Below are 17,143 nucleotides of genomic sequence, written 5' to 3'. Positions count from 1 at the left end.
GTATATGAGATGCACACTGTAAGCTGGACGCCGGTTTTCGAAAGGCAGGCTAAGGCTGCCGGACTCACTTTCGAGGATATATTCGATATCGCAGCGACGATCGCCATGAATCCGCTAGCGGGAGATTTGATCGCTGGAAGCGGAGGCGCCCGAAAGCTGCGGCATGCAGGCCGGAACAAGGGCAAGAGCGGCGGTTATCGGACGATCCACTACTTCGCAGGCGAGAATATCCCTGTTTTCCTGCTGGCGCTGATCGACAAAGGCCAGCGAGCCAATTTGAGCAGGGCCGAAGTGAACGAACTGGCGAAAGAATTGTCTGTCCTGGCGGAGAATTACGGAAGAGGAAGAAGACAATGAGCCGCTTCGGCAAAGAACTTCTCGAGAGCGCCCGCGAAGCCATCGCGATTTCAGAGGGACGGCTTGAGCCTGCGGGCACGATCGAGTTCGAAGCGATCGACGTTGCCGCAATCAGAAAAAAGCAGAAACTGACCCAGGCGGAGTTTGCGGAGCGGTTCAGGCTTTCTCTGGCCACTCTGAGGGACTGGGAGCAGAAGCGCCGTACGCCTGATCGGATCGCTGCCAATCTTCTGCGGGTCATCGACCGCGCGCCTGAGGTGGTCGAGGAAGCCCTGGCGAGGTAACCGCCGCCCCTCAATAGGGGCTGATCACGTCGCCGGTCTCGACATAGACGGATTTCAACTGCGAATAGTGGCCGAGCGCGGCGAGCGAGTTCTCGCGGCCGATGCCCGACTGTTTGAAGCCGCCGAACGGGATTTCCACCGGCGCAAGATTGTAATTATTGATCCAGCAAGTACCGGCCTGCAGATCGGCGATGACGCGGTGGGCACGAGGCAGGTCGCGGGTGAAGACGCCGGCCGAGAGGCCGAACTCGGTGTCGTTGGCGCGGGTGACGACCTCGTCCTCGCGCTCGAATTTCAGCACCGACATGACCGGCCCGAATATCTCCTCGCGGGCGATGCGCATGCCGTCGGTGACGCCGGTGAAGATGGTCGGCTCGACGAAGAAGCCGGCCTCGAAGCCCTGCAGCGACGGTACGGCGCCGCCATGTTGCAGGGTCGCGCCCTCCTGCTTGCCGATCTCGACGTAGGACAGCACCTTCTCGTGCTGCGCCTTGTTGATGAGCGGTCCCATCTGGGTCTCGGGGTCGAGCGGATCGCCGATGCGGATAGCCTTGGTGCGCTCGGTCAGGCGGTCGATGAAGCGATCGTGCAGTCCGTCCTGGACGAAGACGCGCGTGCCGTTCGAGCAGACCTGGCCGGTCGAGTAGAAATTGGCGAGCATGGCACCGCCGACGGCGTTCTCGACATCGGCGTCGTCGAAGACGATGAGCGGCGACTTGCCGCCGAGCTCCATCGTCGCGTGCTTCATCAGCGAGCCGGCGAGGCCGAGCACCTTGCGGCCGGTAGGCACCGAGCCGGTGAGGGATACTTTCGCCACGACGGGATGGCTGGCGAGCCCGGCGCCGACGTCGCCATAACCCTGCACGACGTTGAAGAGGCCGTTGGGCAGCCCTACTTCTGTGTAGATTTCGGCGAGCGCCAGTGCGGAGAGCGGTGTATTCTCCGATGGCTTGAAGACCATGGCGTTGCCCATGGCGAGCGCCGGGGCGGACTTCCACGCCGCACCCTGGATCGGATAGTTCCAGGCGCCGATGCCGACGCAGACGCCGAGCGCCTCGCGGCGCGTATAGGCGAAGGAGCCGCCGAAATCGACATAATCGCCGTTGTAGCTGCCAACCGCTCCGCCGAAATATTCGAGCGCGTCGGCGGCCGACGCCGGGTCGGCGACCAGCGTCTCCTGGATGGCCTTGCCGGTGTCGAGGGTTTCCAGCCGTGCGAGCTCGGCGTTGCGGGCGCGCAATATGTCGGCGGCGCGGCGCAGGATGCGGCCGCGCTCGACCGGCTTCAACCTGGCCCAGGCAGGCTGCGCCTCTCGGGCGGCCTCTATGGCAAGCTCGACGATGTTCTCCGTCGCTGAATGCACCATCGCGATCGTCTCGCCGGTGGCGGGGTAGATGACGGGGATGGTCGCGCCGCGCTCGTCGTCGACGAAGCTGCCGTTGATGTAGTGCGATGCCTTAGGCTGGGCCTTCATCGGAACACTCCTTTGCGCCGGTCGCGCCTGTGTAGCATGTTCAGCGGTCGCTCGTCCGCCAGCGTGGATTGATCCATGGCTCCTGATTGGACGGCGGCAGCGGCGCGCGCCCGAGGATGTGGTCGGCTGCCTTCTCGCCGGCCATGATCGATGGGCCGTTGAGATTGCCGTTGGTGACGCGCGGAAAGATCGACGAGTCGGCGACCCGCAGGCCATCGACGCCGATGACCTTGCATTCCGGGTCGACGACGCTGGTCGGGTCGGACAGGCTGCCCATCTTGCAGGTGCCGCAGGGGTGGTAGGCGCTCTCGGCGTGCTGGCGGATGAAGTCGTCGAGCTCGTCGTCGCTCTGGACATGGCTGCCCGGTGAAATCTCGCGGCCACGGTAGGGGTCGAAGGCGGCTTGGCCGAAGATCTCGCGCGTGAGTCGAATGCAGTGCCGGAAGTCGCGCCAGTCGTCCGGGTGCGACATGTAGTTGAAGCGGATCTCCGGCTTCGCCCATGGGTCAGGCGAGCGCAGCGTGATCGTACCGCGCGATTTCGAGCGCATCGGCCCGACATGTGCCTGGAAGCCGTGCGATTTGGCAGCGGCCTTGCCGTCGTAGCGCACGGCGGCCGGAATGAAATGATACTGGATGTCGGGGTAGTCGACGCCGGGCGCGGAGCGTACGAAGGCAGCGGCTTCGAAATGATTGGTGGCGCCCAGCCCGGTCTTGAAGAACAGCCACTCGGCGCCGATCAGCGCCTTGGAAAGCGGATTGAGGACCGAGTAGAGGGTGATCGGCTGGATGGATTCCTGCTGGATGTAGAGTTCCATATGGTCCTGCAGATTGCGCCCTACGCCGGGGCGGTCGGCAACGACCTCTACGCCATGACGCCTCAGTTCTTCCGCCGGTCCGACGCCGGAAAGCATGAGCAGCTTGGGCGAGTTGACGGCCGAGGCGGCGATGACGACTTCGCGTTTTGCCTTAACGACTTGAATCTTTTTGCGAGCCTCGATTTCGACGCCGGTCGCGCGTTGATTCTCGATGACCACCCGCCGCGCGAAGCCGCTGACGAGACTCACGTTTTTGCGCTTGAGCGCGGGTCTCAGATAGGCATTCGCGGCTGACCAGCGGCGTCCGAGATGGATGGTCTGCTCCATCGCGCCAAAACCTTCCTGCTTGGAGCCATTGTAGTCGTCGGTCGTTTCGAAACCTGCCTGCCGCCCCGCCTCGACGAAGGCCTGGTAGAGCGGATTCCTGCGAGGACCGCGCTGGATGTGGAGCGGCCCAGCACCGCCGCGCCACCCGTCTTCGCCTCCCTTGGCGTGTTCCATTCGCTTGAAATAGGGGAGCACATCGGCGAAGCCCCAGCCCGTCGCGCCCTGCTCGGCCCAATGGTCGAAGTCGCGTGCGTGGCCGCGCACATAGACCATGCCGTTGATGGAGGAGGAGCCGCCTAGCACCTTGCCACGCGGGGTCGCCAGCACGCGGCCGCCGAGATGCGGTTCCGGCTCGCTGGCGAACCCCCAGTCGTAGCGGCTCATGTTGAGCGGGATCGACAGCGCCGACGGCATCTGGATCAGCGGGCCGTAATCGCTGCCGCCATATTCGATGACGATGACCGAGTGCTTGCCGTCCTCCGACAGCCGGTAGGCGAGCGCGGAACCGGCCGAGCCGGAGCCGATGACGACGTAGTCCGCCTCAAGCATTTTCGACGTGCTTCAGGAAGTCGGCTAGCGCGACGTTGCCGCCGCTGGCGATGACGAGGACGGTCTTGCCCTTGACGTCCGCCTTGCCGTCGAGGAGAGCCGCCAGCGGGGCGGCGCCAGAGGGCTCCAAGGCGAGCTTCAAACGCTCGAAGGCCGTCTTCATCGCCTTGCGCACGGAGGTGTCGGTGACGGTGACGCCGCGCAGGCCGGTGGGGCTGACGGCAGCGAAGGGCGCTTCGCCCGGCCGACGCGCCATCAACCCGTCGCAGATCGACTTTGGCCCGAGCGGCATGGTTTCGATCTGATGATGCGCAAGTGACGTGCCCATGCCGTTAAAACCTTCCGGCTCGACCGCGATGAGCTCGGTTTTCGGCGAAAGGTAATGGAAGGCGAGCGCGACGCCGCCGATCAGGCCGCCGCCGCCGACCGGGCAGAAGAGGATATCGGCCCGCACGCCCTTCGCCGCAAGCTGGTCGAGCGCTTCGAGCCCGACCCCTGCCTGGCCGGCGACGATCTCCGGATCGTCGAAGGGATGGAGCAGGACGAGGCCGTCCTCCTTGGCGATCTGGCGGGCGCGCTCGGACGCGACTTCCTCGCGGGCACGCTCGCCATGATCGGTTAGCACGACGGTGGCGCCGTAGCCGGCGGTGGCGTCGCGTTTGGCGGCAGGCGCGTCGATCGGCATGACGATGGTGACCGGGATGCCGAGCGCCTGGCCGGCAGCGGCGAGCCCCTGCGCGAAATTGCCCGACGAATAGGCGACCACGCCGCGCCTGGCTTCATCCGCCGAAAGCTGCTTCAGCCGCCAGTAGGCGCCGCGCACCTTGAAGGAGCCCGCCCATTGCAGCGATTCCGGCTTGACGAAGACACGCGCGGCGCCCGTTTCCTTGGCGAGGGCTGCGGATTCGAGCAGCGGGGTGACCTGCGTGGCCTGCGAGGTGACGGCGTAGGCACGCCTGAGATGATCGAGGGTGGGAACGACAACAGGCATGCTACTTGCCTCCGGATCGGTGTTTGCCGGCGCGGAAGCCGGACAGCCTGGTTTCGAGATAGTCTTCGACGAGTCCGACGGCGCTTGCGGCGTTGGGCGTGCCGTCCTTCAGCGCGCGGCGGATGTAGAGCCCGTCGATCAGCGCCGCGATGCCTTCCGCGGCGTGGTCGGCGGCTGAGCGCGGCAGAAGGTCGGCAAGGCCACTCATCAAGTTGGAGTGGAGCCGGCGTGCATAGACGCGCAGCAGGCGCCTGAGCGCCATAGATTTCTGCGCCTCGACATAGAAGGAGAGCCAGGCAGCTATGGTTTCGGGCTGGAACTGCTTGTCGGAGAAACTGACCGCGATCACGGCCGAGATGCGTCCGCGCGGGGTCTGCGCCGAGTTGAGTGCCTTGCGCGTGTCGGCATTCAGCTCGGCAAGCAGATGCCGCATCGTCGCCTGCAGCAGCTCGTCCTTGGCGCCGAAATAATGATGCGCGAGTGCCGAAGACACGCCGGCGCGGCCCGCTATCTCGGACATGGTCACGTCGAGCGAGCCGCGCTCGCCGATCGCCGAGATCGTCGCGTCGATCAGCGCCCGGCGGCGCAGCGGTTCCATTCCGACTTTCGGCATAAAAAATCTCCTGCCGGCAAAGTTATTTTTTATTGACTGGTCAATCAACAAAAATTCCGTCAGCGACTATGAACTTTGCGCCCCTTTACGAGCCGTGCCCGCGCGTCCATTTTGGCATTGGCGCCACAAGCTTCCCGGCGCCGGGAGAGAAAGATGACTGCCTGTATCGTCGGCTGGGCGCATTCGCGCTTCGGCAAGCTGGATGGCGAGACACTCGAGAGCCTTATCATCAAGGTCGCCACCGATGCGCTCGACCATGCCGGCATAGGTCCCGAAGACGTGGACGAGATAGTGCTTGGGCACTTCAATGCAGGCTTCTCGCCGCAGGATTTCACCGCGAGCCTTGTGCTGCAGGCGGATGACCGGCTGCGCTTCAAGCCGGCGACCCGCGTCGAGAACGCCTGCGCCACCGGTTCGGCTGCTGTTCGGCAGGGAATTCGCGCCATCGATGCGGGCGCGGCGCGCATCGCACTGGTGGTTGGCGCGGAGCAGATGACCACGACGCCGGGGCCGGAGGTCGGCAAGAACCTGCTCAAGGCGTCCTATCTTCCGGAGGATGGCGATACGCCGGCCGGTTTTGCCGGCGTGTTCGGCAAGATCGCCCAGGCCTATTTCCAGCGGCACGGCGACCAGTCGGATGCGCTGGCGACGATCGCGGCCAAGAACCACCGGAACGGGGTCGGCAATCCCTACGCGCAGCTGCGCAAGGATCTGGGCTTCGACTTCTGCCGGCAGGAAAGCGAGAAGAACCCGTTCGTCGCCGGACCGCTGAAACGAACCGACTGCTCGCCTGTCTCGGACGGCGCGGCGGCAATCGTCCTTGCCGACGGCGAAAGCGCCGCAGCCATGCGCCGCGCGATCAGCTTCCGCGCCAACGAGCATGTGCAGGATTTCCTGCCGATGTCGAAACGCGACATCCTGCTTTTCGAAGGTTGTGCAGAGGCATGGTCCCGGGCGCTTGACAAAGCAGGGGCGACGCTCGGCGACCTCTCTTTCGTCGAGACGCATGACTGCTTCACCATCGCCGAGCTGATCGAATATGAAGCGATGGGCCTGGCAAAGCGCGGCCAGGGCGGGCGTGTCGCGCTGGAAGGTCAGACCGGGATGGATGGACGCCTCCCGATCAACCCATCCGGCGGGCTGAAGTCCAAGGGACATCCGATCGGCGCGACGGGCGTATCTATGCACGTGCTGACGGCCATGCAACTGATGGGTGAGGCGGATGGCATCCAGGTGCCGCGGGCGACGCTCGGCGGCATCTTCAACATGGGTGGCGCCGCGGTCGCCAACTACGTCTCGATCCTCGAAAGAGTGAAATGAAACACCCGGCGATCGTGACGGGCGGCGCGTCGGGCATCGGCATGGCCGTGGTGAAGCGGCTGCTCGACGACGGCTGGCCGGTCGCGGTGGTCGATGCCGACGAAGAGGCGCTTGCCTCGGTCGAAAGCGCCTTCGCGGACGAGAATGCGATATTCCTCTCCGCCGACGTTACGGACGAGGATGATCTTGGCGCGGCCTTCGACGAGATCGTCGACCGGCTCGGCCTGATCGGCGGGCTGGTCAACTCCGCGGCCATTGTGCGCGACCTGCCGGCGGACGAAACCAGCGCGGAACTGTTCCGCGAGATACTCGACGTCAATCTGGTAGGCTCGTTCATCGCCGCCCGGGCCGCGCTCGAGCGCATGGGTGCATCGCTCTCGATCGTCAATGTCGGCTCGGTTTCGGGCATGCGCGCCAACCGGGGCCGCGTGGCCTATGGCGCCTCGAAAGCCGGGCTCAAGCTGATGTCGGAGGTGCTGGCGCTGGAGTTCGGCAACCGCGGCGTGCGCGTCAACTGCGTCGCGCCCGGGCCGATCGAGACGCCGATGGTGTCGAAGCTGCATGGACCGGATGAAAGGAAGCTGTGGATGCGCCAGATTCCCCAGGGCCGGTACGGCGAGCCCGAAGAAGTCGCCGCCGCGGTCGCGTTTCTGCTGTCGCCCGAAGCAAGCTACATCAACGGCCATACGCTTTCGGTCGATGGCGGCTTCCTTTCCGCTGGGATCATCGGCTAAGGAAGCGCCCTCGGGAGAAGCTGATGCGATTTGCAGTCTTGGTCGGGGCACTGTTCGCGTCGACGATGTTGTCCTCGGCCGGCGCTTTCGCGGCCGAGGCTCCGCGCGATGTCGGCGCAGCTTTCTGCAAGGCGCGGCTGGGTGACGACGAGGCGGCGACGCTCGCGCTGTTGACGCCTTCTCTTGCGAAGTTGGTCGATGAGGCGAAGGCGCGCAACGATGTCATCGCCAAGGCGACGCCCGACGAGAAGCCGCCTTTCGGCGACGGTATTCCCTACCAGGCGTTTCCCGATGTGGCGCAAGGCTGCGAGGCGGGCGAGATCACCGACAAATCGGGCCGCCTCGAAATCGAGATTAACTACCTGTTTCCGAAGACGCCGAAAGCCAACTGGACCGACCGGCTGACGTTGGTGGCGGTGGGCGACAGGCTGCTGATCGACGACATTGTTTTCGCCAATGTCGCCGATGGCGAGCAGGACCAGGGGTTGCGGCGCGTGCTTTTCGACGCGTTCGACCAGTAGAGCGAGGCGCCATGTCCAATCCCGTTTTGGTCGAGATATTGCGCGGCGAGCATGTCGAGAGCGCCCATCGCGGCGCGATCGCCGTCTGCGACGGCGCAGGAAAGCTGCTTGTCGAGATCGGCGACGTCTCGCAGCCCGTCTTCCCGCGCTCGGCGGTGAAGGCGATCCAGGCGCTTCCGCTGGTGGAGAGCGGCGCGGCCGACGCTTTCGGCTTCGGCGACAGGGAGCTGGCGCTCGCCTGCGCCTCCCACAAGGGCGAAAGCGCCCATGTGGATCTCGCCGCTTCGATGCTTGCGAGAATCGGGCTCGATGAAACGGCGCTGGAATGCGGCGCCCATTGGCCGCTCGCCCATGAGGCCACCGTAGTGCTTGCGCGTTCAGGACGGTCGCCGTCCCAGTTGCACAACAACTGTTCCGGCAAGCATTCAGGATTTTTGTGCGCGTGCAGACACATGAACCTGGCGCACCAGGGCTATGTCTCGTTTGAGCACCCGTATCAGGCCACTATCCGCGAGGTGATGAAGAATGTGACGGGCGCGCCGCACGATGCCGATAACAGTGCGACCGACGGCTGCTCGATCCCGACCTACGCTATCCCGATCAGCAGCCTTGCCCTCGGTTTTGCAAGACTGGCGACGGGGCAGGGCCTGTCGACGGCGCGAGCGAAGGCCGCGAAGCGACTGGTCGCGGCATGCATGGCCGAGCCGTTCCTCGTCTCCGGTTCGCAGGCGGCGGATCTGGCGCTGATGCAGGCGGCGCCCGGAAGCATTTTCGTCAAGACCGGCGCCGAGGGAGTCTATTGCGCGGCTTTGCCGGAGCTCGGGCTGGGCATCGCGCTGAAATGCGACGACGGCGCCGGTCGCGCCGCCGAGGCGATGGTTGCCGCCGTGCTGGCAATGCTGCTCAAGTCGGACGAGGCGCTGTCGGAAAGACTTGCCGTGCTGGCCCGGCCCGCCGTCCCAAGCCGAAAGGGCGAGCCGGTCGGACGGGTGCAGCCGACCGAGGCGATTTCCGGTCAGCTCACGTGATTGCGCTCGACGGTCAGGTGGGCGTAGCCGGCATTTCCATTCAAAGCCATGTCTCCGGTGACGGCATCCGACCACCGGTAACCGACCACTGCGCCTTTCCGAGCCTCGGAAATGACGTTGTCGGAGATGACCGCGGAGCCTGAACCGTCGACCACCGTGACCGCGATGCCGGTGTCGGCCCTGCGAATGACGTTGCCGGTCGCGACCACGTTTCGCATGTAGGGTCCCCAGCCGATTTTCATGCCGTAAAGCGGCGCGTTCTCCACCATGTTGCCCGTCACGGCCGTATCCGCTTCGACGGTAACGCCGACGCCGAAGCCAGGCGCGTCGGCGGGGTAGGGACCTTCGGTCGAGAGATTGCGCACGACGTTTCCGGAGCAGACGGCCATTCGACCGCCCTTGTCGAAATTCACGATGGATATGCCGTTCGCCGCGCCGTCGACGATGTTACCGTGGATGACGGCGCCTTCGAAGGCGAACTCGGCGTAGATCGCGGTTTCGCCGGAGCGCGAGCAGGTGTTGCCTGATATCTGGATGTCGCTCGCGCTGTTGGCCCGGATCGCGGAGAAGGCGCAATCCGACACGATGTTTCCCGAAACCACTGTTTTGTCGGCGCGAAAAAGATTGATGCCATTGCCGTACTGGCCGGTCCCGCCGCTGCGCGCGGCGATGCGTTCGACGCGGTTGCCGGTGACGATCGTACCATCGTCGCCGGCCTGCCAGCGGTGGACGAGAATGCCGCCATTGGCGCAATCGGAGACCGTATTGTAGGTAACGGCAAGGCCCGTCCCGCCCACCGAATAGATGCCGGCGTCGGATGCGCCCGAGATCGCCGACCGCTCGATGCGGCCGCCGACGCGCTCGAAGGCGATGCCGTATTTGCCGCTGCCGACGATGCGGCAGTTGTCGATGACGGCGTGTTCGACGCGGCGGAAATCGACAATGGCTTGAGCGTGATCGCCGAGCCAGCGGTTGGCGCCGTCGATCACCAGGCCGGTCAGTTCGATATGGGTGGCGTCCTCGGCCTGCATCAGATGACCGTCGCCGCCATAGACGATGCGCGTTGCGCCCGGCACGCCCGACAGCCGCACATGCCTCGGGAGCGTCAGGTTCGACACCGCATAGGTTCCGGGGGGCAGGAAGACCAGCGCATCGCGATCCGCCGCCTGCTGCAGCATCTTCGCAAAAGCCTTGCTCTGGTCGTCGAACGCTCCGGGCCGGACGCCCAGGTCGGTCGCGTCGATCGACCCGCGCATTGCCGCAAGCTCGATACCGGACAGGCCGGCGGCCAGCAGCTTGTCGGGCAGCGCCAAACCGGCCACCGCGAATCCGGCTGTGGCGCTCAGAAGACCACGTCTGTTCAACATCGGCACAGGTTCCTTTGCCTTGTCCGTGCAACGCAGGAAGCGTGCCAGGATATCGGCCAGGATACGGAACGGCCCTCCATACGAGCTTGAGTTGCGCGGCGGAGGGAATAAGCTGCCTTGATGAGCAGGGCTTTCACCCGCGAGGACGACAACGAGGCTGCGACCGCCGACATCGGCGAGCGTCCGGTCAGTGCGGAGCGCAACCTTGTCACGGCGAAGGGGCTTGCCATGATCGAGGACGCGATCGCTGGGCTGCGCGAGGACCTGGCGAAAGCGGAGGCCGGTTCGGACCGCGAGCGCATCGCGGTTCTGTCGCGCGACCTGCGCTATTGGTCCGCACGCCGCGAGAGCGCGGAACTTTCTGCGCCCGATCCCGACAGCAAGGTCGTTCGCTTTGGCATGGCGGTGACGATCGAGGATGAAGACGGACACCGGAAGGACTGGAAGATCGTCGGCGAGGACGAAGCCGACGCCGCCAAGGGGAGCGTCTCGCATGTCTCGCCGATGGCGCGGGCGCTGTTTGGCAAGGGTTTGGGGGATGTGGCCGTGGTCAACGGCAAGGAATGGGAGATTGTCGGGATGGAGCCACGAGATTGAGCGTCAGCCCGCAGGTCATTCACTCTTCCACGTTCACGACATGATCCCGCAAGAAGTCAGCCGAGCAGCCTATCCATCAACCTCTCCGCCGCCTCAGGGATCACCGTTCCGGGCGGGAAGATGTCCGCCGCGCCTGCCTTGCGCACTGCGTCGTAGTCCTGGGGCGGGATGACGCCGCCGGCCACGATGGCGATTTCATCCCCGCCCAGCCTGTCGAGCTCTTCGCGCAATTCCGGGATGAGCGTCAGGTGCCCGGCGGCCAAAGACGACGCTCCGACAATGTGGACGTCGTGCTCGACCGCAAGTTTCGCGATTTCGGCGGGCGTCTGAAACATCGCGCCGACGGTGACGTCGAAGCCCAGATCGGCGAAGGCCGTGGCGATGACCTTCTGGCCGCGATCGTGGCCGTCCTGTCCCATTTTGGCCACGAGGATACGCGGGCGCCTGCCGGTCTTGTGCTCGAAGGCCTCAACCTTGGCGGCGACGCGGTCGGCTGCGGGATTGTCTCCCAACTCCTTGCGATAGACACCGGAAATTGTTTGGACCGTCGCCGCGTGGCGGCCAAACACCTTTTCCAGCGCGAGCGATATTTCGCCGACCGTGGCGCTGGCGCGCGCCGCGCGGATGGCAAACTCAAGCAGATTGCCGTCGCTTCGTGCGGCTTCCGTCAACGCATCGAGCGCCTGCTCGACGGAGGCGACGTCGCGCGTGCCCTTGAGCGATTGCAGCTTCGAGAGCTGGCGTGCGCGCACCTCGGCATTGTCCACCTTCAGCACGTCGACCGCGATGTCCTTGTCCGGACGCCATGCGTTGACGCCGATCAACAACTGAGCGCCGGAATCGATGCGCGCCTGCGTACGCGCGGAGGCCTCTTCGATGCGCGCCTTGGGGATGCCCTGCTCGATGGCCGCCGCCATGCCGCCCAACGCCTCGACTTCCTCGATGTGGGTCATGGCACGGGCTGCGAGTTCATGCGTCAGCCGCTCGACATAGGCAGAGCCGCCCCACGGATCGATCACGCGCGTTGTTCCCGACTCCTTCTGCAGGATCAGTTGCGTGTTGCGCGCGATACGCGCGGAGTGGTCGGTCGGCAGTGCGAGCGCCTCGTCGAAGGCGTTGGTGTGCAGCGACTGCGTGTGTCCCTGGGTGGCAGCCATCGCCTCGATCATCGTGCGCGCGATGTTGTTGTATGGGTCCTGCGCGGTGAGAGACCAGCCCGAGGTTTGGCAGTGCGTGCGCAGCGACAGCGAACGCTGATCTTTTGGCGAAAAATTCTTTTGGACGAGGGCGGACCACAAAAGGCGCGCGGCGCGCAGCTTGGCGACCTCCATGAAGAAGTTCATGCCGATCGCAAAGAAGAAGGAAAGCCGCGGCGCGAAATCGTCTATGCCGAGGCCTGCCGCCAGCCCGGCGCGCGCATATTCGATGCCGTCGGCAATCGTGTAGGCAAGTTCCAGGTCGGCGGTCGCCCCGGCTTCCTGCATGTGATAGCCGGAGATCGAGATCGAGTTGAATTTCGGCATCTTGCGCGAGGTGTAGGCGAAGATGTCGGACACAATCCGCATCGAGGGTTTCGGCGGATAGATGTAGGTGTTGCGGACCATGAACTCCTTGAGGATGTCGTTCTGTATGGTCCCGGCGAGGTCCTTCTGGGCGACCCCCTGTTCCTCGGCGGCGACGATGTAGAGCGCCAGGATTGGCAGCACCGCGCCGTTCATGGTCATCGACACCGTCATCTCGCCGAGCGGGATCTTGTCGAAGAGCTGGCGCATATCGAGGATGGAGTCGATGGCGACGCCGGCCATGCCGACATCGCCCGCAACGCGCGGATGGTCGCTGTCATAGCCGCGATGGGTGGCGAGATCGAAGGCGACGGAAAGCCCCTTCTGTCCAGCCGCTACGTTGCGCCGGTAGAATGCGTTGGATTCTTCCGCTGTCGAGAAGCCGGCGTACTGGCGGATCGTCCAGGGCTGCCGGACATACATGGTCGCGTAGGAGCCGCGGATATAGGGCGCGATACCGGGCCAGGTGTCGAGGAAGGGCAGGCCGGAGAGATCCCGCTCGCCGTAGGCACGCTTCACCGGGATTCCCTCCGGCGTATCCCAGTCCGCGCCCGAGACTTTTCGCCGGGTGGATTTTGGATCGCGCCATGCGATGCCGCCGAAATCGGGTATCATGACTGCTCCGCGATCAACTGGTCGATCCGCAGGCTGTCGAGGCGCTCGCAGAAGACGGCGCCGTCGGTCGGCATCGGTCGTCTTTCCGCGGCAAGCGTGTCCGCCGGCTTCTCTTTCTCGAGCCGGTACACGGTCGTTCCGACGACCTCCCGTTCTCCCGCACGGTATTGGCGCACGCGCTCGTCGCGGGCGGCGGCGATGCGGCGCTGCAGATGTTCGCCGGCAAGGCTTCTGAGGATGCCGCCTTCCGTCTCAATCAGACGAAACGCGTCCCAGGCCTTCTCGCACAGCGCATCGGTCAGCGCCTCGACGCTGCCGGAACCGGATGCCGGGTCGGCGACGAAGCCGATGCGGCTTTCTTCCGCCATGACGAGCTGCGTGTTGCGAGCAATCCGGCGCGCCAGGCTCGCTGGCAGGCCGTGCGCGATCGTATGCGGCAGCACCGAGATAGTGTCCGCGCCACCGGCCGCGGCCGCGAAGCAGGCGATCGTGGAGCGCAGGATGTTGGTCTCCGGATCGGCCGCAGTTGACATACGGTAGGATGTTTCCGCGTGAATGGTCGCCGTGGATGGCGGTATCGAGCAAACGTCCTGCATCCTCACCCACAGCTTGCGCAGCGCCCGTATCTTGGCCATCGACAGGAACTGGTCCTGATCGACGCTGACGGCAAATCCGATATGAGGCGCGGCGTAGACAAGCGCCTGCCGCGCATCCTGGAACAGCCTGAGGTGATCGGCGGCCGATGCGAGCATCGCCCCTAGTTCCTGCGCCTCGGTCGCGCCCGCATTGTGGAAGACGCGGCCATCGGCTTCGAGCAGCACGCCGGGTACGCCGACCGCGAAGAAATGCGCCAGCGATTGGGGCATGGACGCCTGCAAGGCTTCGATCGTCATTGAAAGCCGCCCGGTGCCGGCGAAGATCGCCGCCGGGTCGATGCCGAAGGAAAGGCTGAGCTTGGCCGGTTCCGCACGCTGCCTGGCGAGGTAGGCGACCAGCCAGTCCGCCATCGCCCGGCTCGCGGGATGCACGTCTATGCGAAGGTGGATGCGATTGAGCGGTATGCCGGCGAGCACGGCGTCGAGCGTTTCGGGCGCCGCCGGAAGGCCGTAGCCGAAGGCGTTCGGCGCGCCCTCGAAGACAAGAGCCAGGCCGGTCGCGCCATGCGAAACGTCTTCAAGCGCCTGCCTGTTGGCGCGCTTGGGGTCCGGGTCGTCGATGCGCTGCACGACGAGCCACGGGGCATCAGGGCGCCGGCGCGGCAGAAATGGCGCATCCGTGTCGCGCGCATGGATCGGCTCGATGCGGATGGCGTCATCCGTGCGAGTGACCAACGCATCCTCGAAACTGCTTCCTGCTAGTGCGCTTTCGGCAAGGGATTGCCATCTCTCACGACTCGCGGCCGGAAAATCGAGACCGCCGAGCACTTTAGCCAAGTTCATTCCATCCTCGCTGCCGCCGCTTCGACCGGCGCCCGAGACACTAAAGCCAGCGCAGCGGCGCCGCAAATGCAAACTCGACACCCGGCCGCGACCGCTGCAAGCTTTGCCATTGTCGCTCCGCGCATGCGCAACTATACGTTTTACCGAGATGCGCAGGGCTAGTTTGCGCGCGTCGAAGCATTGGAGAAGCGGTACATGGCGGACGACACGAGCATCTTCATCGGGGCTAGCCGCAAGCCGGACGACAGCTATCAGGAGCCGGAGCAACTGCTTCTCAAATACGGCAACAGGCACGGTCTGGTGACCGGCGCGACCGGCACCGGCAAGACGGTGACGCTGCAGATCCTGGCCGAGGGCTTTGCCAACCAGGGCGTGCCGGTCTTCTGCGCCGACGTCAAAGGCGATCTCTCGGGCATCGCCATGATGGGCGAGCCCAAGGATTTCCTCGTCGCCCGGGCCGCGGCCGTGAAGCTCGACCCTTACGAGTTCCAGGAATTTCCGGTCATCTTCTGGGATCTGTTCGGCGAGCAGGGCCATCCCATAAGGGCAACGGTCTCCGAGATGGGGCCGCTTCTCCTGTCACGGTTGATGAACCTCTCCGAGGCCCAGGAAGGCATCATGAACATCGCCTTCAAGATCGCCGACGAGGAAGGCCTCCTGCTTCTCGACATGAAGGATCTGCAGGCTCTGCTCGCCAACATCGCCGGCCGCGCCGACGAAATATCCGGCCGCTACGGCAACGTCACGAAACCGTCGGTCGGCGCGATCCAGCGCAATCTGCTGGTGTTGGAACAGCAGGGCGCCGCCAATTTCTTCGGCGAGCCGGCGCTGAAGATTGCAGACATCATGCGCACCACGCGCGACGGACGCGGCGCCATCAACGTGCTCGCCGCAGACAAACTGATGATGAACCCGCGCCTCTACTCGACCTTCCTGCTCTGGCTTCTGTCGGAGCTGTTCGAGGAGCTCCCCGAAGTGGGCGACCCCGACAAGCCGAGGCTGGTCTTCTTCTTCGACGAGGCCCATCTGCTTTTCGACGAGGCGCCGAGAGTTCTCATCGACCGGGTCGAGCAAGTGGTACGGCTGATTCGCTCCAAGGGCGTCGGCGTCTATTTCATCACGCAAAATCCGCTCGACGTGCCCGAAACCGTGCTGGCTCAGCTCGGCAACCGCGTGCAGCATGCGCTCAGGGCCTACACGCCGCGCGAGCAGAAAGCGGTGAGGACGGCGGCCGACACATTCCGCCCCAACCCGGACTTCGACTGCGCCAAGGCGATCACCCAGCTTGGCACCGGCGAGGCGCTGGTTTCGACCCTCGAAGCCAAGGGTGTGCCGTCGATTGTCCAGCGCACGCTGATTCGCCCGCCGGCATCGCGGCTTGGCCCGATCACGCCGCAGGAGCGCGCCAAGCTGATTGCCTTAAGCCCGGTGGCGGGCCAGTACGACAAGACGATCGACCGTGAATCGGCCTTCGAAATCCTGCAGAAGAAAGCCGCCGACGCCCAGGAAGCCGAACAGCAGGCCTCGCAGCGCGATCAGCAGCCGGAAACCGGCCGCACCCGCTGGACGCTGCCGGATTTCGGCGGCGGCAGCCAGCCGACAGACGATCGTTACAGACAGGATGACGACTACCGGCAGCCCGCACCGCGCCGCCGCACCAGCACCCCACGCCCGTCCAACCGGCAGACGGTCGCGGAAGCCGCGATCAAATCCGTCGTGCGCTCGGTCGGGTCGTCGGTCGGGCGCGCGCTGGTGAGGGGAATACTCGGCAGCCTCAAGAAAGGATTCTGAGCTGCAGACAGCTCAGGACATTCCAATCCCGCTGGTGACCAGGATCGGCGCCTGGCCCGGAACGCGGTCGTACAGATCGATGATATCCTGATTCATCAGGCGCACGCAGCCTGACGAGACGGATTTCCCGATCGAGCTCCATTCCGGCGACCCGTGCACGCGGTAGAGCGTGTCCTCGCCGTTCTGGAAGATGTAGAGGGCGCGCGCGCCGAGCGGATTGTCGAGGCCGGGCGGCATACCGCCATTCTCCTCGCTGTATTTTGCCAGCTCGGGCTGGCGCGCGATCATTTCCTTCGGGGGCGTCCACTTCGGCCACTTCTGCTTCCATTGCACGTTGGCGCGCCCGGCCCATTCGAAGCCGGCGCGGCCGAGCCCGACTCCATAGCGCATGGCCTGGCCGCCGCCGAGTACGAGGTAGAGGAAATGCGAAGACGTATCGACCACGATCGTGCCGGCAGGCTCACCGGTGGGGTCGCGAACGACCTGACGCAGGAATTGTGCGTCCATCCGCTCGATCGGCACGGCCGGTATCTCGAATCCCTCATCGTACATAGGCCCGTACATGGTGACGTAGCTGCCGAACGATGGACCGAGGTCCTCCGGCGGCTCGATATAGGCCGGGCCTTGGTCGACGGTTGCGCAAGCCGACAGCGCGAAAGCGCCGCCGACCGCGGCGAGGCCGAGAAAGCCGCGTCGAGTAAGGCGGGGAATGGAGGCGTCTGCGGACATCGATCTTCTTGCTCTCTGCTGAAACGGC

The 17,143-nt window shown here is 64.9% G+C and carries 16 protein-coding genes; 8 read left to right on the top strand and 8 right to left on the bottom strand.

The features are described from left to right. Nucleotides 1–9 precede the first annotated feature (9 nt). The gene (locus ABLE71_RS00330; protein ID WP_348781396.1) at nucleotides 10–357 is read left to right on the top strand and encodes a type II toxin-antitoxin system RelE/ParE family toxin; all 348 of its coding nucleotides are present in this window, start codon (nucleotides 10–12) and stop codon (nucleotides 355–357) included. Then, nucleotides 354–641, top strand: a complete 288-nt coding sequence (nadS, locus tag ABLE71_RS00325; protein ID WP_348781395.1) for a NadS family protein — start codon at nucleotides 354–356, stop codon at nucleotides 639–641. The genes ABLE71_RS00330 and nadS overlap by 4 nt, the downstream gene beginning before the upstream one ends. Before the next feature lie 10 nt (nucleotides 642–651). Here nadS and betB read toward each other — a convergent pair whose 3' ends face one another. The 4 genes from betB to betI are packed head-to-tail and all read right to left on the bottom strand — an operon-like array spanning nucleotide 652 to nucleotide 5,412. Continuing rightward, a complete protein-coding gene (gene betB / locus ABLE71_RS00320; RefSeq protein WP_348781394.1) occupies nucleotides 652–2,115 on the bottom strand; it encodes a betaine-aldehyde dehydrogenase in 1,464 nt (487 codons plus the stop codon). A gap of 40 nt (nucleotides 2,116–2,155) precedes the next feature. After that, nucleotides 2,156–3,808 carry a choline dehydrogenase gene (gene betA / locus ABLE71_RS00315; RefSeq protein ID WP_348781393.1) on the bottom strand — a complete coding sequence of 551 codons (1,653 nt, stop codon included), beginning with the start codon at nucleotides 3,806–3,808 and terminating at the stop codon, nucleotides 2,156–2,158. Continuing rightward, nucleotides 3,801–4,799, bottom strand: a complete 999-nt coding sequence (locus ABLE71_RS00310; protein ID WP_348781392.1) for a threonine/serine dehydratase — start codon at nucleotides 4,797–4,799, stop codon at nucleotides 3,801–3,803. Before ABLE71_RS00310 ends, betA begins: the two co-directional genes overlap by 8 nt. Nucleotide 4,800: 1 nt before the next feature. Then, nucleotides 4,801–5,412, bottom strand: a complete 612-nt coding sequence (betI, locus tag ABLE71_RS00305) for a transcriptional regulator BetI (protein WP_348781391.1) — start codon at nucleotides 5,410–5,412, stop codon at nucleotides 4,801–4,803. A gap of 153 nt (nucleotides 5,413–5,565) precedes the next feature. On the opposite strand from betI, the gene ABLE71_RS00300 reads away from it, so the two are divergent. The 4 genes from ABLE71_RS00300 to ABLE71_RS00285 are packed head-to-tail and all read left to right on the top strand — an operon-like array spanning nucleotide 5,566 to nucleotide 9,015. After that, nucleotides 5,566–6,732 carry an acetyl-CoA acetyltransferase gene (locus tag ABLE71_RS00300; protein ID WP_348781390.1) on the top strand — a complete coding sequence of 389 codons (1,167 nt, stop codon included), beginning with the start codon at nucleotides 5,566–5,568 and terminating at the stop codon, nucleotides 6,730–6,732. Further along, nucleotides 6,729–7,466, top strand: coding sequence for an SDR family oxidoreductase (locus ABLE71_RS00295; RefSeq protein ID WP_348781389.1), 738 nt, complete (start codon nucleotides 6,729–6,731; stop codon nucleotides 7,464–7,466). The genes ABLE71_RS00300 and ABLE71_RS00295 overlap by 4 nt, the downstream gene beginning before the upstream one ends. A gap of 23 nt (nucleotides 7,467–7,489) precedes the next feature. Then, nucleotides 7,490–7,987, top strand: coding sequence for a hypothetical protein (locus tag ABLE71_RS00290; protein ID WP_348781388.1), 498 nt, complete (start codon nucleotides 7,490–7,492; stop codon nucleotides 7,985–7,987). A gap of 11 nt (nucleotides 7,988–7,998) precedes the next feature. Then, complete coding sequence (locus ABLE71_RS00285; RefSeq protein ID WP_348781387.1) at nucleotides 7,999–9,015, top strand: asparaginase; 1,017 nt, start codon at nucleotides 7,999–8,001, stop codon at nucleotides 9,013–9,015. On the opposite strand, the gene ABLE71_RS00280 is transcribed toward ABLE71_RS00285, so the two are convergent. Then, entirely contained in the window at nucleotides 9,003–10,382 is a 1,380-nt protein-coding gene (locus ABLE71_RS00280; protein WP_348781386.1) for a TIGR03808 family TAT-translocated repetitive protein, read from the bottom strand. The two genes, ABLE71_RS00285 and ABLE71_RS00280, sit on opposite strands and share 13 nt — an antisense overlap. Nucleotides 10,383–10,502: 120 nt before the next feature. On the opposite strand from ABLE71_RS00280, the gene greA reads away from it, so the two are divergent. After that, a complete protein-coding gene (gene greA, locus ABLE71_RS00275; protein WP_348781385.1) occupies nucleotides 10,503–10,979 on the top strand; it encodes a transcription elongation factor GreA in 477 nt (158 codons plus the stop codon). Nucleotides 10,980–11,035: 56 nt separating this feature from the next. Here the strand turns inward: greA and scpA are convergent, their stop codons facing one another. Together scpA and ABLE71_RS00265 are read right to left on the bottom strand one after the other, a co-directional pair. After that, nucleotides 11,036–13,156: a methylmalonyl-CoA mutase gene (gene scpA, locus ABLE71_RS00270; RefSeq protein ID WP_348781384.1), complete on the bottom strand. Its 2,121-nt coding sequence runs from the start codon at nucleotides 13,154–13,156 to the stop codon at nucleotides 11,036–11,038. Further along, entirely contained in the window at nucleotides 13,153–14,595 is a 1,443-nt protein-coding gene (locus ABLE71_RS00265; protein ID WP_348781383.1) for a methylmalonyl-CoA mutase family protein, read from the bottom strand. Before ABLE71_RS00265 ends, scpA begins: the two co-directional genes overlap by 4 nt. Nucleotides 14,596–14,790: 195 nt before the next feature. Here ABLE71_RS00265 and ABLE71_RS00260 point away from each other — a divergent pair, with 195 nt between their 5' ends. Continuing rightward, nucleotides 14,791–16,386 carry a helicase HerA-like C-terminal domain-containing protein gene (locus tag ABLE71_RS00260; protein WP_348781382.1) on the top strand — a complete coding sequence of 532 codons (1,596 nt, stop codon included), beginning with the start codon at nucleotides 14,791–14,793 and terminating at the stop codon, nucleotides 16,384–16,386. A gap of 12 nt (nucleotides 16,387–16,398) precedes the next feature. On the opposite strand, the gene ABLE71_RS00255 is transcribed toward ABLE71_RS00260, so the two are convergent. Then, nucleotides 16,399–17,115, bottom strand: coding sequence for a L,D-transpeptidase (locus ABLE71_RS00255; protein WP_348781381.1), 717 nt, complete (start codon nucleotides 17,113–17,115; stop codon nucleotides 16,399–16,401). Between the last annotated feature and the right edge of the window lie 28 nt (nucleotides 17,116–17,143).

Source organism: Mesorhizobium sp. KR9-304, assembly GCF_040049215.1.
Taxonomy (GTDB): domain Bacteria; phylum Pseudomonadota; class Alphaproteobacteria; order Rhizobiales; family Rhizobiaceae; genus Mesorhizobium_K.
The sequence above is the reverse complement of the archived record's forward strand: the minus strand, read 5'-3'. Positions and strand labels throughout refer to the sequence as shown.

Coding starts and splice junctions, on each gene's coding strand:
- betI (WP_348781391.1), bottom strand. CDS start 5,412: ATGCCGAAAGTCGGAATGGAACCGCTGCGCCGCCGGGCGCTGATCGAC.
- ABLE71_RS00265 (WP_348781383.1), bottom strand. CDS start 14,595: ATGAACTTGGCTAAAGTGCTCGGCGGTCTCGATTTTCCGGCCGCGAGT.
- ABLE71_RS00300 (WP_348781390.1), top strand. CDS start 5,566: ATGACTGCCTGTATCGTCGGCTGGGCGCATTCGCGCTTCGGCAAGCTG.
- ABLE71_RS00310 (WP_348781392.1), bottom strand. CDS start 4,799: ATGCCTGTTGTCGTTCCCACCCTCGATCATCTCAGGCGTGCCTACGCC.
- betA (WP_348781393.1), bottom strand. CDS start 3,808: ATGCTTGAGGCGGACTACGTCGTCATCGGCTCCGGCTCGGCCGGTTCC.
- ABLE71_RS00285 (WP_348781387.1), top strand. CDS start 7,999: ATGTCCAATCCCGTTTTGGTCGAGATATTGCGCGGCGAGCATGTCGAG.
- betB (WP_348781394.1), bottom strand. CDS start 2,115: ATGAAGGCCCAGCCTAAGGCATCGCACTACATCAACGGCAGCTTCGTC.
- ABLE71_RS00280 (WP_348781386.1), bottom strand. CDS start 10,382: ATGTTGAACAGACGTGGTCTTCTGAGCGCCACAGCCGGATTCGCGGTG.
- nadS (WP_348781395.1), top strand. CDS start 354: ATGAGCCGCTTCGGCAAAGAACTTCTCGAGAGCGCCCGCGAAGCCATC.
- ABLE71_RS00260 (WP_348781382.1), top strand. CDS start 14,791: ATGGCGGACGACACGAGCATCTTCATCGGGGCTAGCCGCAAGCCGGAC.
- scpA (WP_348781384.1), bottom strand. CDS start 13,156: ATGATACCCGATTTCGGCGGCATCGCATGGCGCGATCCAAAATCCACC.
- greA (WP_348781385.1), top strand. CDS start 10,503: ATGAGCAGGGCTTTCACCCGCGAGGACGACAACGAGGCTGCGACCGCC.
- ABLE71_RS00290 (WP_348781388.1), top strand. CDS start 7,490: ATGCGATTTGCAGTCTTGGTCGGGGCACTGTTCGCGTCGACGATGTTG.
- ABLE71_RS00330 (WP_348781396.1), top strand. CDS start 10: ATGCACACTGTAAGCTGGACGCCGGTTTTCGAAAGGCAGGCTAAGGCT.
- ABLE71_RS00295 (WP_348781389.1), top strand. CDS start 6,729: ATGAAACACCCGGCGATCGTGACGGGCGGCGCGTCGGGCATCGGCATG.
- ABLE71_RS00255 (WP_348781381.1), bottom strand. CDS start 17,115: ATGTCCGCAGACGCCTCCATTCCCCGCCTTACTCGACGCGGCTTTCTC.